Below are 15,475 nucleotides of genomic sequence, written 5' to 3'. Positions count from 1 at the left end.
AAAACGCTCGTATGTGAAGTGAGCGTATTACACTCGATCGAGAAGGGTGCGTCGGTCATACGGAAGGGGTGGCATGGAGACGGCAGAGGGAACGGCCCACGCGGCGGAAGGCGGGCGGCCGGTCGTGCGCCGGGGGATTCCCGAGGGCGGCGAGGAGCGGGTGGCGGCGCTCTACTGGGAGGCGTTCGGCCGCAAGCTCGGCGCGGCGCTCAACCCACCCGAGGTGGGGCGGGCGTTCATCGCGGCCCATCTGCACCACGACCGGGGTGTCACCGCGCTGGCGGACGGCCGGGTGGTCGGCGTGGCGGGGTACCAGCTCGGCGGCCGCGCGCTCACCGGCGGCGGCGTGAAGGACGTGCTGTCGACCTACGGCCTGTTCCGCGGCCTGCCTCGGCTGGCGATCCTCACCCTCTTCGAGCGGGAACCCGCCCAGGGCGAACTCGTCATGGACGGGATCGCCGTGGAGGCGGCGCACCGCGGTTCCGGCATCGGTAGCCTGCTGCTGCGGGAGATGGCGGCGCTCGCCGCCGAGCACGGCTGCCGGCGGATCCGGCTGGACGTCATCGACGTCAACCCCCGCGCCAAGGCACTGTACGAACGGCACGGCTTCACCGCCGTCCGCACCGAGCAGACCCCGTACCTGCGCGGTCTGCTGGGCTTCAGCGCCGTCACGACCATGCATCGCCAGGTCACCCGAGCGGACGCGCCGGGCGTGAGAGAGGCACGATGAGCACCAGAACCCCCGACCACGCCACCGACCCTGCCGTGGGCGGGTCCGGCGCGCCGGACATCCCCACCCGGCTGCTCGTCCACGCTCTCGTGCGCGAGGACGGCACCGTGGACGCGGGCGAGCTCTACACCGTCGCCGCTCTTCTGTACATGACCGACCAGCAGGTGCGGCTGTGCGTCAAACGCCTCGTCGACGAGGGTCGTTTCACCCAGGAAGGCCGGGGGCGCAAAGCCACTCTCCGCGCCGTCGCCGACGTCACCGGCTCCCTGGCACCGGACGCCGCCTACGTCCGCCACGCCTACCGGCAGGACGCCGGGCTCGCCCCGTGGGACGGCACATGGCACCTGTTCGGCTTCGCCATCCCCGAATCCCGTCGCGCCGCCCGCGACACCCTGCGCGAAGGCCTCCTCCACCTCGGCGCCGCACCCCTCCAGAGCGGCCTGTACGTCACCGCCAACCCCGTCACGGACCTCGTCGAATCGCAGGCCCACCACCTCGGCGTCCTCGACAGCCTCACCTGCCTGACCACCACGGACCTGCGGATCGGGAGGATTACCGACCCCCGGGGCCTGGCCGCCGCGCTGTGGCCCCTGGAGGAGATCGCCGCCCGGCACCGGCAGCTCGCGTCCTTCGCCGAGTCCCGCCTCGCCCGGCTCACTCAGGGGCCCGCGCCGTCGGATGCCGTGCGGCTCACGACGGCCGTCGAACTCGCCGCCCTCTTCACCGCGGCCATGACCCCCGACCCCCTCCTGCCGCCCGAACTCCTGCCCGCTCCCTGGCCGGGCGGCCGGGCCCGCCGCCTGGCCGCCGACTGCTGGAGACACCTCCGCGAGGCCCGGGCGACCGGCAGCGCCCCCGACACCTCCGAGCTGCGCCTGTTCACGCTGTACGCCGACGCGCTGGACACGTGAGCAGCCGGCGCTACCCCAGGAAGCTCAGCCGCACCTGGCGTTCCGGGTTGTCCTTGTTCGTGTCCACCAGGCACACCGACTGCCAGGTGCCGAGCGCCAGTTCGCCGCCGACCACGGGAAGGGTCGCGTGGGGCGGGACGATGGCGGGCATCACGTGATCGCGGCCGTGCCCCCGGCTTCCGTGGCGGTGCTGCCACCGTTCGTCGGCGGGCAGCAGATGGTGCAGAGCGGTCAGCAGATCGTCGTCGCTGCCCGCGCCGGTCTCGATCAGCGCCACGCCCATGGTCGCGTGCGGTACGAAGACGTTCAGAAGTCCGTCCCGGCCCTGCGCGACCTCCGCCAGGAAGGAGGCACACTCCTGGGTCAGGTCGTAGACCGTCTCTGCTGTGCCGGTGGTGACGTCCAGGGTGCGGGTCTCGAATCCGTGGCTCATGAACCCATGGTGGCCGACCGGGCGGTCCGCTCAAAGTCCACACGCCCTGAGAACGGGGCCAACGGACATCGGGCGGCGGGCAGCCCCGCCACCCGACTGAACCGCGGTCCTCGCCACCACCGGCAGGGCTGCCGTCGGCAGGTGGCGAGGACCGTGGGGCACAGGTCAGGTGAGCGGCCTCCCGGGGAGTGCGGTAGAGGCCCGCGTCAGGTCAGCAGACGCGGATGCCGTCCGCCTTGTCGTTGTTCGTGTTGCCCACGTAGGAGCTCCTCGACGGGGCGGTGGAGGCCCAGAGCTGCGACCAGGAGCTGCCGGTCCAGTTGTAGACCCTGGTCACGGTGCCGCTGCTCTGGTTGTTGTGCCAGGACGACGTCTTGTCGATGAAGTCCCAGCTGGAGAGGTTGACGAAGGCGCAGTCCGACCAGGTCAGCCGACGCCCGTCGTAGTTGTCGTGTTCGTAGAGGCAGGTCCAGAGGTAGCTGCAGTTCGCCGTGCCGAGCGTTCCGACGGGCTCGTCGACGGCGCGGGCCTGCTTCTCGCCCGGCAGCGGGAACGTCATGACCGCCTTGCCGCCACGCCAGGCGACTTGGTTGACGCCGATCTGTTCGCCACCCGGGGTGACGGCCATCTGCCTGTCGATCTGCCTCTGCAGTTCGGCGACCTCGCTCCGGTCGAGGCCGGCACGCTCCGCCTGGGCCGCGATCGTCCTGTCGAGCGTGGGCGCGGCGGAGGTCGGACCGGCCATCCCGAAGACGGCCAGGGCGCTCGCGGAAAGAGCGACTGCCAGCTTTGTTCTCGTACGCACAGGAATCGTGTCCCTTCTGGTCGTGGAACTCTGGGTGGAGCGCTGTACACGCTGAGCTCATCCCCTGCGGCCGGGCACCCCGCCGGCCGTGCGCCCTCTCGCGCAGAGCGGGGGACGTCGCGGACTACGTTGCCCGCCGGGCGCCGGTAGGCGAAAGCGCTCCCGAATTAACGCGATTCCGGTGCATCGGAAGGGTTCTTGTGCTACGGCACCGCTCTGGAGACGTCCACGGCCGCTGTCCGCCGACCGCCGTGAGGGTGGCGTCCTTCGCGAGCAGCGCCCGCAGCCCTTGCAAGTCGCCCGTCGAGGCCGCGGTCATGAACTGACCGGTGACGCGCGCGGTCGCCGACGCGAGGTCCACCTCGGCCCACCGCAGGCAGCCGTCCCGCAGCACGGCAGATAGCCGACTTCTCGGCCCTGGCCCTATCCGCTATCCGCCCGTCACGGCCCGGAGCGGCGGGCTCGACGGCCGGCGCCGGCGGTCGGTGCGCCGCTTCGCAATCCCGATCCGCCTCTGGGCACCCTGCGAAGAGCAGCGGTGCGTTCCATCGGAGGAAAGCGGGGAAAACATGCTTCGCATCCACTTCACCGGCGAGGACCTCGGGCGGATCCGGCTCGCCCGGCAACCTGACGCCCTGTGGGAAACGGTACTGAGTCTGCACCAGTTGGTCCGGCCCGACCCCTTCTTCGGCCCGTGGTGCCGTCGCACGCGCACCGCGCTGGCCGCCGCCGGCTCAGGCCACGAGGTCCGCATGCTCACCGCGTTGGCCCCGCGCACCTCGTACTTCCCGGACTTCCTCACTCCCGTCGGCGGCAACGGCGCCGAGACCGTGCTGAACGCGGGCATCGACATGGTGCTCTCCACCAGCAGGGACCGGCTTCGCGCCGACATCGACCGGCTCGCCGCCGGCCGGCCCCGACCGTCGGCATGGCTCGACGAGATCGCGTCGGGCAGAGTCCCCGCCCTGCGCCGGCTCGGCACGGGGCTGCGCCGCTACTACGACGTCGCGGTGGCTCCGCACACCGCCGTGTCCGCGGTCCGGGTCCACCACGACGTCCAGCACCGGGTGCGTGACCTCCACGAGTACGGGAGCGAGAGCCTACTGGCCCGTCTCGGCCCCACGTCCCGCTGGAACCCGCCCGTCCTCGAAGTCGACTACTCCGTCGAGCGTGACCTCCACCTGGAGGGCCGCGGCCTGACGCTCATTCCCAGCTTCTTCGGTCACGACCACCCCATCACGCTCGCCCTGCCCGAGCTTCCGCCGGTCCTGGTCTACCCGGTAGCGCGTGATCCCTTATGGATACCCGAGACCGCCGCCACCGGCCCGGGAGCCACGGCCCTGGACGAACTGCTCGGAGCCACCCGCGCCGCGGTACTGCGCTCGCTCGCCACCAGCCACAGCACCACCACGCTCGCGGCACGTCTCCACGTCTCGACCACGGCGGCGAGCCGCCACGCCGCCGCACTGCGCGCGGCGGGTCTCGTCGTGACGGAGCGGCGGGGCGCCTCCGTGCGGCACAGCCGCACGCCCCTGGGAGCCGCCCTGGTGCACGAGGTCCACCCTCCGGCCTGACACGGGGGACCGGCCGACGGGCACGTGTCGATGCCCGGTGTCACGCTGAGGTGACACCTGATCTGCGAAAGGGAATCGCTGTGATCACCACTGACTTCGTCGCCGGCTCCCCCTGTTGGCTGGACCTCGGCGCCCCGGACGTCCCGGCCGCCGCGGCGTTCTACGGCGCGGTGCTGGGGTGGGAGTACGAATCCATGGGGGAGGGGCAAAGGGAGGGGGAGGAGATGGAAGGCGGGATGTTCCGGAAGGACGGCAAGGTCGTCGCCGGGCTCGGCAAGCTCACCGAGGCGGGCGCACGCTCTGCCTGGATGATCTACTACTGCGTCACCGACGCGGACGCCACGACCCGGGCCGTGCGGAACGGGGGCGGCAGGGTGCGGGTGCCGCCGAGGGACCTCGACGAGTGGGGCCGGATGGCGCAGTACAGCGACCCGATGGGGGGCGAGTTCGCCGTCTGGCAGCCCGGTACGAACAAGGGCGTCGACCTCGTGGACCAGCCGGGCTCGCTGTCCTGGACCGAGCTGTACACGAGCGACGCCGCGTCCGCGAAGGAGTTCTACGGCACCATCCTCGGCTGGCGGTTCACCGACATGCCGGCGCCCGGAGGCGGAGGCACGTACTCCCTCATCACGCCCGCCGGGCTTCCCGAGGAGCGCATGCACGGTGGCCTCATGGAGCTGCGCAAGGAGGACCTCGCGCTGACGAACGGGCGACCGTACTGGCACCCGGTCTTCGCCGTCGCGGACTGCGACGCCACGGTCGCCAAGGTCACCGAGAACGGGGGCAGCGTGCAGATGGGGCCGGAGGACGCGGAAGGCGTCGGCCGCCTGGCGGTCTGCCTCGACCCGTCGAACGCCGACTTCGTGGTGCTCACCCCGTCGGAGAGCTGATTCCGGGAACCCAGGGTCCCCTCCCGCGGGACTCCCGCGGGAGGGGACCCTTTTCGGCTCTGAGGGCGCGGGAGCGTATCGGTCGCTGGGCCGTGCCGCTTCCGCGGACCGTGGCGGCAGTCCGGTCTGACGGCCCTTATCGCCCGATCGGCTCAGCCGCGACCATCTCGGATGGCGCAGTGTCACAAAATGCGCACTATTAGTAATCAAGTGTGCGTGTGATGGCGCAACACGAGACAGACACGGTGGACGCCTACCGGATGTTCCACGAACGGAGCCCGCGACATGACCCCCGACCTCTTCAATTCCAATCCGGCGAAACACGAGAACGAGCGGACAGCCGGGTCCGCCAAGGCGCCGGACGCCAGGTTCGCCGCCGTACCCCCGCACGCGGCTCCCAGTACGCCGTATACCCCAGCCCCGCCCACCCCGTCTCCCGCCGAGGCCGCACGGACGACGACCGGCGAGGCCATGCCGGCGGCGCCCGAGGTCGTCGTACGGACCGCGCCCGAGGATGTCGTACGGACCGCGCCCGAGGACGCCCTGCAGGCGACGCCCGAGGACGCGGTACCGGCCGCGCCCGAGACGCCCGAGTCCGCCGTGGAGCCGAAGGCCGCCCCCGAGGAGCCGGACGCCCCGGACGCCCCGGCCGAGTCCGGCGACGAGGCGATACGTACCCTCCTGTCGACCGCCGCGACCGAACGTCCGGTGGAGGAGGTCGCCGCCCTTGTCGCCCGGCTCAAGCAGACCGGCCAGCTGTCCAGCCCCGCCGACGTGGCGCTGCGCGCCGCCGCCGTCTCCCGCCCTCTGGAAGAGGTGCGGCAACTGCTCGCGCTGCTCTACGAGTCGGGGTACGACCTCCAGCAGGCCGAGACCACGCTGCGCGCCGCGGCCGTGGGCCGGCCGATCGACGACGTCGTGCAGCTGGTGAGCATCCTCGGTGCCGACAGCAGAGACTGGCGCTCCACCGTCGGCGGGGACGGCGCAAAGGGGCGGCCGGCCGGCGGTGGCGAGGACGGGCGTGTGGAGGCCGCCAAGGGCGGCGTCCCGGTCGTCAGCGCCTCCCCGAAACGAACGCGAGGGTCTGCGAAAAGCCCCAGGTCGGCCCTGGACGGCGCCTTGGCCGCGGGGCCCGGCAGCCACACGGTCTCCCCGGCCCTCCGGTCGGCGCTCCGCTGGCCGACGGCCGTCGCGCTCATCGTCTGCGGCTTCATCCAGCTGCCCACGGACCTCGCCGGAATGCGGACGGGCGGCCAGGCGGAGACCCTGTCCGTGGTCGTCACCGTGCTCTGTCTGGTCTGCGGCGTATGGCTCGCGGTACGGGACACCATGATCGTCTGGGCCGCCGCCGCGGGCCTAGCCGTCGGGCTCATCGCGCTCCACGCGCTCGCGAGCGCACGGAGCGTCGATCTGCTGAACAGCAGCCTCGGCTCCACGTTCTCCGCGGCGAAGGCGATCACCCTGCTGTGTGCCGCGGCTGTCCTTGCCATGGCCGGCTCGGCCCTGGTCCGCCACACCAGGCCGACCGGCGCGGAGGGCAACGCCTGACGCGCCCGCCCGCCGCACAGCTGACGCGAAGGCCGGTTCACGGACGTACAGTGAACCGGCCTTCGCATGGTGGTACTTCACGCCCCGGCCGCACGGGCGCGGCTGCTCGGGCCCGATCCGAGAGACACCCCCTAGCCGGCGGGGGCGCTGAGAGGACGGCGGAGAGGCAGCCGGTGGGGGTGCCACGACGGAACGGCGAGACCCCTTCGCGGCGAGACCCGCGGTCTCCTCCGCCGACAGGGGTCCCTGGTGTCGAGGCGCTCCTCCAGTGAGCAGCCGTCGACCAACTGCATGACGATCCAGGGGAGCCGGTCCTCGATGACGACGTCGTGGACCCCGACGATGTTCGGGTGGTCGCGCAGCCGGGCGGCGTTGCGTGCTTCACGGGCGGCCCGGGCCGGCCGCTGTGCGCGTTCGGTCTCGGACATCATGGGGAACAGCCATGACTCCTTGACCGCGACGTCGATGCGCAGGGTCTCGTCGCGTGCCTTCCAGGCCCGCCCGAACCCTCCGGAGCGGAGCTCGGAGACCAGCCGGTAACGGCCGCCGATCACCTGGCCCGATCGCGCCCCCTGCGCCACGACCGTCCCCCCAGACCTCGTCGCCGTCGTTGCCGACGGCCGGCCTAGCCTCGTGGGCGGGCGGCCGCACGGGGTCGGGGTGCGTCAACTCGCCCCGGTGGCCGTGTCCGTCACGCCGAGGCGGAGGTGTTCCACGTGGTACAGGGCCTGGTCGAGGAGGCCGGCGACGTGGTCGTCGTGGAGTGCGTAGACGACGGAGCGGCCCTCGCGGGTGCCGGTGACGAGGCCCAGGTTGCGCAGCAGGCGGAGCTGGTGGGAGCAGGCGGACTGTTCCATGCCGACGGCGGCCGCCAGTTCGGTCGCCGCGCAGGGCCCCTCGCGGAGGCGGGCGAGGATCAGGAGCCGTGACGGCGTGGACAGCGCCTGCAGGGTGGTCGCGACCTGCTGTGCGTTCTCGCTGGTCAGGCGGGTGCGCGGGGTCGTGCTGCTGTCCGGTGCGTTCACTCCGTGGCCCATGGGTGCCATCCTACGGAAACCGATACATGAATGGATGTTCAAGTATTCCTGTACGGTGGCGGTGTACGACTCCTCCCCGTGAAGGACTCCCTCTGTCATGGCCTCCACACTGACCAAGCCCGCCCCGGCCTCCGCCGGCCCGGCGCCCGCGCGGCGCCGCACCCGCGTCCTGGCGCTCCCCGAGGCCCGCTGGGCCCTGGCCGCCCTGGTGCTGTTCCTGATCGGCCTTCCCCTGGACCTCCTGGGCGCCCCGGCGTGGGCATGGGGCCCGCTCTTCGCCGCCACCTACGTCACCGGCGGATGGGAACCGGCATGGGAGGGCCTGAAGGCCCTCAAGGACAAGACTCTGGACGTCGATCTCCTGATGGTGGTCGCCGCCCTCGGTGCCGCGTCCATCGGGCAGGTCCTCGACGGGGCACTCCTCATCGTCATCTTCGCGACCTCCGGCGCCCTGGAGGCGCTCGCCACCGCCCGTACCGCCGACTCCGTCCGCGGACTGCTCGACCTCGCCCCGACCACCGCGACCCGGCTCCGCGGCGACGGCACGGAGGAGGGCGTGCCGACCGGCGACCTCGTCGTCGGGGACGTCATCCTCATCCGCCCCGGCGAACGGGTCGGTGCCGACGGCCGCGTCACCGAAGGGGCGAGCGAGGTCGACCAGGCCACCATCACCGGCGAACCCCTGCCCGTCGTCAAGGGTGCCGGCGACGAGGTCTTCGCCGGCACCCTCAACGGCACCGGCGTGCTGCGGGTCGTGGTCGAGCGGGACGCCTCCGACTCCGTGATCGCCCGGATCGTACGGATGGTGGAGGAGGCCTCGGAGACCAAGGCCCCCACCCAACTGTTCATCGAGAAGGTCGAACAGCGGTACTCGCTCGGCATGGTCGCGGCCACCCTGGCCGTCTTCCTCGTCCCCCTGGCGTTCGGCGCGGAGCTGACCTCCGCCCTGCTGCGCGCGATGACCTTCATGATCGTCGCCTCGCCGTGCGCCGTGGTCCTCGCCACCATGCCGCCGCTGCTCTCCGCCCTCGCGAACGCCGGCCGGCACGGCGTGCTCGTGAAGTCCGCCGTGGTGATGGAGCGCCTCGGACAGGTCGACGCGGTGGCCATGGACAAGACCGGCACGCTGACCGAGGGCACCCCGCGCGTCACGGCCGTCCGCGTCCTGAACGCACCGGGTTCCCCTCAGTACGAGCGCGAGCGTGAGCACGAGTCGTACGAGCGTGAGCGCGGGTCGTACGAGATCGGGCACGAGCCGTACGAGATCGAGCACGAGCCCTACGAGAGCGGTGCCGCCCAGGACCAGCTGCTCGCCCTCGCCGCCGCCGCCGAGCACCCCAGCGAGCACCCGCTCGCCCGCGCGATCGTGCAGGCCGCCCACGAGCGCGGCCACCAGCCGGCTCCCGCACTGGACTTCGGCTCCACACCCGGCCTCGGCGTCACCGCCACCGTCGGCGGCCGACTGGTCGAGGTCGGCGCGCCCGCCCGGCTCCTGGACGGGGCCGAGGACGCGTTCTCCACCCGCGCCGCCGCCGTGGCGGGCGACCTGGAGACAGAGGGCCACACCGCCGTACTGGTCCGGGTGAACGGCGTACCGGCCGGTGTCCTCGGCATCGCCGACCGGCTGCGCCCGGACGCCGCCGCGACCGTCGCCGCCCTCACCGGCCTGACCGGCACCCCGCCGATGCTCCTCACCGGCGACAACCCGCGCGCGGCCGCCCGCCTGGCCGCCGACGTCGGCATCACCGACGTTCGCGCCGGACTCCTGCCCCAGGACAAGGTCGCCGCCGTCCGGGACCAGGAGAAGGCCGGACGCAAGGTCCTGGTGATCGGCGACGGCGTCAACGACGCGCCCGCCCTGGCCGCCGCCCACACCGGCATCGCCATGGGACGCGCCGGCTCCGACCTGGCCCTGGAGACCGCGGACGCGGTGATCGTCCGCGACGAACTCGCCACCGTCCCCGCGGTCGTCGCGCTCTCCCGGCGCGCCCGCGGACTCGTCGTGCAGAACCTCGTCGTCGCGGGCGTGTTCATCACCGCCCTGGTGCTGTGGGACCTCCTGGGCACCCTGCCGCTACCTCTCGGCGTCCTCGGCCACGAGGGCTCCACCGTCCTCGTCGGGCTCAACGGCCTGCGCCTGCTCCGCGAGGCCGCCTGGCGGCGCGCCACCGCCGACGCGGATCACCAGGCGCGGCCCGCCTCGACCAGCGCGTCGCGGACGCGCGCGACATCGGAACCGGTCGCCCGGCCCGGGCGCTGAGCGAGGTAGGCCGTGTTGATGGGCGGGTCGTCCGGACGGTGGAGGACCACGAGGGCGCCGGAGGACAGTTCGGCCTCGCAGAGGTAGCGCGGCAGGACGGTGAAGCCGGCCCCCGCGACCACCGCCGCCAGGACGCCGCGCAGGTCGGGCACGGTCACGGCGGCGGAGCGGGACAGCCGGGCACCGAAGACGTGCCGCCAGTAGCGGCGGGCGATCGGCAGATCCTCCGCGTACGTGACCAGCGGGACGCCGAGCAGCGCGGCCGGCCACTCCTCGCCGGGCCGCGCCCCGAGGAGTTCGGCCCAGGCGGGTGCGGCGACCAGCACGAACTCCTCGTCCATCAGCGGTACGGCCGTCAGGGCCCGCCCGCGCGGCCGGAAGGTCGCGATCACCAGGTCATGGCGCCCCGCGCGCAGTTCGTCGAGGAGGGGCTCCGTCAGGCCCGGGGTGACGCGGAGCCGTACTCCTTCCGCCGCCAGCGGGGCCAGGGCCGGGAGGACGCGGGTGCAGAGCAGTTCGGCGGGGCCCGCCAGATGGACGGGGGCGGTCCGCTCCTGTGCCGCGCCGTCCTGGCCGGCCGAGGCGGCGAGCGCGTCGAGCGGTGCGGCGACGCGGGCCGCGAGGTCGTGGGCGACCGGGGTCGGGGCGACGCCGCGCGGCAGGCGCTCGAACAGCTCCCGGCCCGTCTGCCGCTCCAGGGAGCGGATCTGGGTGGTCACGGTGGGCTGGGAGAGCCCCAGGAGACCGGCGGCGGCGGTGAACGAGCCGGAGCGGTACACCGCGAGGAAGGTACGCAGCAGATTCAGGTCCGCCACGGGCGCCGCCGCCCTCGGCGGTCGCGTACCGCCGCCGGCCGAACCATCGGAATCCGTATGCCTCACCTCGCAAGACTACGGCTTCCCTGATGGCGCGGACGGCGGAAGGGCGCCCCGGTGCCGGTGCCGGTGCCGGGGCCGGGGCGGCGGCACCCGGGCCGCAGCCGTGCGGGCAGTGGCCGGGCGGCGACCGTCAGCGCAGGGTCTTGAGGACCTCGGCGGCGAGCGGGGCGGAGGAGGCGGGGTTCTGGCCGGTGATGAGGTTGCGGTCGACGACGACGTTCGGCGCCCACGGCTCGCCCACCTGGACGTCGACGCCGGCCTCGACGAGACGGCTCTCCAGGAGCCACTTCGCCTTGTCGGCGAAACCGGACTGGGTCTCCTCGTCGTTGGTGAAGGCGGCGACGCGGTAGCCGGCGAAGGCGTTCACGCCGTCGGCGTCCGTGGCGGCGAGAAGCGCGGCCGGGCCGTGGCAGACGACCGCCAGCGGCCGTCCGGAACGCAGCGCCTCGGTCAGCAGCCGGCCCGAGGTCGCGTCGACGGCGAGGTCCTCCATGGGGCCGTGGCCGCCCGGGTAGAAGACGGCCGCGTAGTCGGCGAGGTCCACGCCGTCGAGACGGACCGGACGCTGGAGCGCGATGAACGAGCCGAGCGCGGCGGCGACCTTGTCGGCGCCCTCCTGACCGCCGTTGACCTCCGGGGCGAGACTGCTCTTGTCGACGGTGGGCACGACACCGCCGGGGGTGGCGACGACGACCTCGTACCCGGCGGCAGTGAACGCCTCGTACGGGGCGACGGCCTCCTCGGCCCAGAAGCCGGTCGGGTGCTTCGTACCGTCGGCCAGGGTCCAGTGGTCGGCGCCGGTCATCACGAAAAGGATCTTGGGCATGTGGGTTCTCCCGGGAGGTACGGGCCAGGGGCCGGCCCGAAGCGAGGTCGTCGCACACCCGGCGTCTCGGTCCGAGGCCGTCGGTGTGGCGATGTCCTCGAACGTAGTCCCGATCCGGAAGCCTTTCCAATGAGGAATCCAATGGCTGCCATGGGAAGTCCGATGGGTTCCCGGGAATATCCGGGGACCAGGCGCACGCCTCCCGCCTGCGGAAAGACTCAGTCCTCCGCCGCCCACGCCGCCGCCCCCACCCTGCCGCGGAAGGTACGCCGGTAGGCGAGCGGAGTGACCCCGATGGCGGCATGGAGGTGCTGGCGCAGCGAGGTCCCGGTGGCGAAGCCGACCTCCCCCGCGATGTCGTCCACCGGGAGGTCGGTGGATTCGAGCAGCTGCCGGGCGCGGGCCACCCGCTGCTGGATCAGCCAACGCCCCGGGCTCATGCCGACCTCCTCGTTGAACCGGCGGGCGAACGTCCGCAGGCTCATCCGGGCGTGATCGGCGAGCTCGCTCAGGGCGAGCGGTTCCCGCAGGTTCTCCAGCGCCCACTGGCGGGTCGCCGAGGTTCCGCTCGCCGTCGTCTCGGGCACGGGCCGCTCGATGTACTGGGCCTGCCCGCCGTCCCGCCACGGCGGTACGACGCACATCCGCGCCACCTGGTTCGCGACGGCGGCGCCGTGGTCCTTCCGTACGAGATGCAGGCAGACGTCCACCCCCGAGCCGGCGCCCGCGGACGTCAGGACGTCGCCGTCGTCGACGAAGAGCACGTCCGGGTCGAGCGCCACCTTCGGGAACCACGACTGGAAGACCTCCGCGAGCGCCCAGTGGGTCGTGGCGGGCCGCCCGTCGAGCAGCCCCGCGGAGGCGAGGAGGAACGCCCCGGTGCAGATGGACACGAGCCGCGCCCCGGCGGGTACGGAGGCCAGCGCCTCGGCGAACCCCGGCGGCAGCTCGCGGGAGATGAGCGCGGTGTCGAAAGGCGGCAGCAGGACCGTGTCGGCCGTACGCAGCACCTCGGGCCCATGCGCGACGGTCACCGAGAAGTCGGCGTTGGTCCGGACGGGCAGGCCGTCCACCGAACACGTGAGGACCTCGTAGCGCCCGCCCGCCGATCCGAAGACCCGGCTGGGGATGCCGAGTTCGAAGGGATACACCCCGTCCAGGGCGAGCACGACGACACGATGGGCATCTCCCATGGCACTGACCCTTTCCGTGACGGCCGGCGATCTCGCGAGCGACGCGAACCCGATCCACCCGCTGGCACGATCTCGTCGAAAGATGGCAATCATGCCATGGTCCGGGGCCGCCCGGAAGGCGAGGCTGAACGCATGACCAACCACGCCACCATGCGCGCCATCAGCCAGGACACCCACGGCACCCCCGAGGTGCTGACGGAGGTCACGCTGCCCCGGCCCGTGCCGGGTCCGAGCCAGATCCTCGTCGCCGTCCACGCGGCCGGCGTCAATCCGACCGACTGGAAGCACCGCTCCGCCGGCCTGTTCCTCGACCGTCTGCCGCTCGTCCTCGGCTGGGACGTCTCCGGCGTCGTCGAGGCCGTCGGCTTCGGGGTGACCGTGTTCAAGCCGGGCGACGAGGTCTTCGGGATGCTGCCCTACCCGGACGGCGTCGGCTCCCACGCCGAGTACGTGACCGGGCCCGCCCGCGCCTTCGCGCACAAGCCCGCCGACATCGACCACGTCCAGGCCGGCGCCCTGCCGCTCGCCGCCCTCACCGCGTACCAGGCGATCGTCGACATCGCCGCGGTCGGCCCCGGTCAGCGCGTCCTCGTCCACGCCGCCGCCGGCGGAGTCGGCCACGTCGCCGTCCAGATCGCCAAGGCCCGCGGCGCCTACGTCATCGGCACCGCGAGCGCCCCCAAGCACGACTTCGTGCGCTCCCTCGGCGCGGACGAGGTCGTCGACTACCGCTCGGTCGACTTCGCCGAGGTGGTCCACGACATCGACATGGTCCTGGACACGCTCTCCGGCGACACCCGCGTCCGGTCGCTCGACGTCCTGCGCCCCGGCGGGACCCTCGTCTCCCTGCTGCCGGGAACCGACCCGGACGAGGCGGCGAAGGCCGCCGCGCGGGGCGTACGCGTGGAGACCCACCTCGTGGAGGCCGACCACGCGGGCATGAACGCCGTCGCGGACCTCGTGCGGTCGGGCGCCCTGCGCGCCCACGTCGAGGCGGTCTTCCCGCTGGCCGACGCGGCCAAGGCACACACCCACGGCGAGACCGGCCGCACCACGGGCAAGATCGTCCTCGTCGTGAACGGCGACTCGGCCTGACCCGTCGAAGCCCGACTCCCCGTGCGTCCAGGCCCCGGGCGGTGGATCCTGGAGATATCGGAGAAGGGGCCGCGCCCCGGTCCGCGTGGCCCTGTGTGCGAGGAGGCGGACCATGACGCGCACCCTGGAATGGACGGTCGGCGTCGAACTGGTCGAGGAGAGCGGCAGGACCAGCGCCGAGGCGCGGCTCAGCACCGGCACCTCGACCCTCACGGGCCACGGATCCGCCCGGTGCAACCCGTCGGACGTGGACGTACCGGCGATCGGTGACGAGCTCGCCGCGAGCCGGGCGATGAAGGACCTGGCCGGAAAGCTCATGCGGGAGGCCAACCGGGAGATGGAGGCGGTGGGCGCGGGGACCGTACCCCAGCACACCGGCCCCGGATACGGCTGGCCGGAGGCGGTCTCCTGACGGGACCGCCACCCGAGGCGGGGCCCGGCGGGGTGTGGCCCGCCGGGCCCCACCGCGTCAGCCGGCCGCGGGCGGCGGCGGAGCGTCTCCGCCGAGGAGGGGCCCGGGCCCGGCGCCGCCTCCCGGCCCGTCCGCGCCGTCCTGCCCGTCCGCGCCCCCCGGCCCGTCCGCGCCTCCGCCCCCGTCGTCCCCGCCCCCCGGCTCGTACGTCAGCCGGTCCTCGACCTCCACCACCCCGTCCACCGTCTCGCACAGCCGGACCAGGATCGGGCCGAGCCCCGGGCGGTCCAGGGCGCCGCTGAGCGTGACCCTGCCCTCGTCGACGTCGATGTGCACGGCGGCGGGGGAGAGGCGCAGGATGCGGACGACCACGTCCTCGCGGATCTCCTCCTGGATCGAACGGTCCCTGCGCAGGAACAGCTGGAGCAGATCGCTCCGGCTGAGCACTCCGATCAGCCGCCCGTCCGCGTCCACCACCGGCAGCCGCTTCACCCGGTGCCGTTCCATCAGCCGGGCCGCCTCGACGGCCGTCCACGAGGGCCGGGCCGTCACGACGGGGCTCGACATCATGGCCTCCGCGGTGCTCGGCCCGTCCTTCTCCGTGTGGCGCCGCAGCAGGTCCGCCTCGGAGACCACTCCCACGGGCCGGTTCTCCTCGTCGACCACGGGGACGGCGGTGATGCCGTACTCGTCGAGGAGTCGCGCGATCTCCTTGAACGACGTCCCGGGCTGCACCGCCACCGCGGTCGGCGTCATCAGGTCGGCGACACTGCGGTGCCTCATCGTCGGTTCCGTCCCTTCGGGGTTCCGGATCCCATGATCTCCCACGGGGTGGCCGATCGGGACGAGGGAGAGAAGCGCGAGGCGTGAGAAGGGCTTGCAG

The 15,475-nt window shown here is 72.9% G+C and carries 16 protein-coding genes; 8 read left to right on the top strand and 8 right to left on the bottom strand.

Features of this window, described 5'->3' with window-relative positions; translation table 11 throughout:
• Positions 1-73: 73 nt before the first annotated feature.
• Positions 74-730 (top strand): GNAT family N-acetyltransferase, encoded by a 657-nt coding sequence (locus ACIA8N_RS29165; RefSeq protein WP_365781243.1) that lies wholly within the window; start codon positions 74-76, stop codon positions 728-730.
• On the top strand, positions 727-1,641 hold the full coding sequence (locus tag ACIA8N_RS29160; protein WP_365781244.1) for a PaaX family transcriptional regulator C-terminal domain-containing protein: 915 nt from the start codon (positions 727-729) through the stop codon (positions 1,639-1,641). The genes ACIA8N_RS29165 and ACIA8N_RS29160 overlap by 4 nt, the downstream gene beginning before the upstream one ends.
• 10 nt (positions 1,642-1,651) lie before the next feature.
• Here ACIA8N_RS29160 and ACIA8N_RS29155 read toward each other — a convergent pair whose 3' ends face one another.
• A complete protein-coding gene (locus ACIA8N_RS29155) occupies positions 1,652-2,074 on the bottom strand; it encodes a YjbQ family protein (RefSeq protein WP_365781245.1) in 423 nt (140 codons plus the stop codon).
• 211 nt (positions 2,075-2,285) lie between these two features.
• Positions 2,286-2,879: a peptidase inhibitor family I36 protein gene (locus ACIA8N_RS29150; RefSeq protein ID WP_365781246.1), complete on the bottom strand. Its 594-nt coding sequence runs from the start codon at positions 2,877-2,879 to the stop codon at positions 2,286-2,288.
• A 569-nt stretch (positions 2,880-3,448) separates the two neighbouring features.
• On the opposite strand from ACIA8N_RS29150, the gene ACIA8N_RS29145 reads away from it, so the two are divergent.
• The 3 genes from ACIA8N_RS29145 (at position 3,449) to ACIA8N_RS29135 (ending at position 6,891) form a co-directional block, all read left to right on the top strand.
• Entirely contained in the window at positions 3,449-4,453 is a 1,005-nt protein-coding gene (locus ACIA8N_RS29145; protein ID WP_365781247.1) for an HTH domain-containing protein, read from the top strand.
• Between the two features lie 80 nt (positions 4,454-4,533).
• On the top strand, positions 4,534-5,343 hold the full coding sequence (locus ACIA8N_RS29140; RefSeq protein ID WP_365781248.1) for a VOC family protein: 810 nt from the start codon (positions 4,534-4,536) through the stop codon (positions 5,341-5,343).
• 285 nt (positions 5,344-5,628) lie between these two features.
• Positions 5,629-6,891 carry a hypothetical protein gene (locus ACIA8N_RS29135; protein WP_365781249.1) on the top strand — a complete coding sequence of 421 codons (1,263 nt, stop codon included), beginning with the start codon at positions 5,629-5,631 and terminating at the stop codon, positions 6,889-6,891.
• Positions 6,892-7,022: 131 nt separating this feature from the next.
• Here the strand turns inward: ACIA8N_RS29135 and ACIA8N_RS29130 are convergent, their stop codons facing one another.
• Together ACIA8N_RS29130 and ACIA8N_RS29125 are read right to left on the bottom strand one after the other, a co-directional pair.
• Positions 7,023-7,472 (bottom strand): protein kinase, encoded by a 450-nt coding sequence (locus ACIA8N_RS29130; protein WP_365781250.1) that lies wholly within the window; start codon positions 7,470-7,472, stop codon positions 7,023-7,025.
• 84 nt (positions 7,473-7,556) lie between these two features.
• Entirely contained in the window at positions 7,557-7,928 is a 372-nt protein-coding gene (locus tag ACIA8N_RS29125) for a metalloregulator ArsR/SmtB family transcription factor (protein ID WP_365781251.1), read from the bottom strand.
• 97 nt (positions 7,929-8,025) lie between these two features.
• Here ACIA8N_RS29125 and ACIA8N_RS29120 point away from each other — a divergent pair, with 97 nt between their 5' ends.
• A complete protein-coding gene (locus ACIA8N_RS29120; RefSeq protein WP_365781252.1) occupies positions 8,026-10,188 on the top strand; it encodes an HAD-IC family P-type ATPase in 2,163 nt (720 codons plus the stop codon).
• Here ACIA8N_RS29120 and ACIA8N_RS29115 read toward each other — a convergent pair.
• The 3 genes from ACIA8N_RS29115 to ACIA8N_RS29105 form a co-directional block, all read right to left on the bottom strand.
• The gene (locus ACIA8N_RS29115; protein WP_399416819.1) at positions 10,110-11,069 is read right to left on the bottom strand and encodes a LysR family transcriptional regulator; all 960 of its coding nucleotides are present in this window, start codon (positions 11,067-11,069) and stop codon (positions 10,110-10,112) included. The two genes, ACIA8N_RS29120 and ACIA8N_RS29115, sit on opposite strands and share 79 nt — an antisense overlap.
• Before the next feature lie 127 nt (positions 11,070-11,196).
• A complete protein-coding gene (locus ACIA8N_RS29110) occupies positions 11,197-11,892 on the bottom strand; it encodes a type 1 glutamine amidotransferase domain-containing protein (protein WP_365781254.1) in 696 nt (231 codons plus the stop codon).
• A gap of 218 nt (positions 11,893-12,110) precedes the next feature.
• Complete coding sequence (locus ACIA8N_RS29105) at positions 12,111-13,085, bottom strand: helix-turn-helix domain-containing protein (RefSeq protein ID WP_365781255.1); 975 nt, start codon at positions 13,083-13,085, stop codon at positions 12,111-12,113.
• A 132-nt stretch (positions 13,086-13,217) separates the two neighbouring features.
• Between ACIA8N_RS29105 and ACIA8N_RS29100 the strand changes: the two genes are divergently transcribed.
• A complete protein-coding gene (locus tag ACIA8N_RS29100; RefSeq protein WP_365781256.1) occupies positions 13,218-14,180 on the top strand; it encodes an NADP-dependent oxidoreductase in 963 nt (320 codons plus the stop codon).
• A gap of 112 nt (positions 14,181-14,292) precedes the next feature.
• Positions 14,293-14,592 (top strand): DUF1876 domain-containing protein, encoded by a 300-nt coding sequence (locus ACIA8N_RS29095; RefSeq protein WP_365781257.1) that lies wholly within the window; start codon positions 14,293-14,295, stop codon positions 14,590-14,592.
• 57 nt (positions 14,593-14,649) lie between these two features.
• Here the strand turns inward: ACIA8N_RS29095 and ACIA8N_RS29090 are convergent, their stop codons facing one another.
• Entirely contained in the window at positions 14,650-15,375 is a 726-nt protein-coding gene (locus ACIA8N_RS29090) for a CBS domain-containing protein (protein ID WP_365781258.1), read from the bottom strand.
• Positions 15,376-15,475: the final 100 nt, after the last annotated feature.

This window comes from Streptomyces sp. NPDC051822 (assembly GCF_044452745.1).
Classification (GTDB): Bacteria; Actinomycetota; Actinomycetes; order Streptomycetales; family Streptomycetaceae; genus Streptomyces.
Note: the sequence above shows the minus strand (reverse complement) of the source record. Positions and strands in the feature narration are given on the sequence as shown.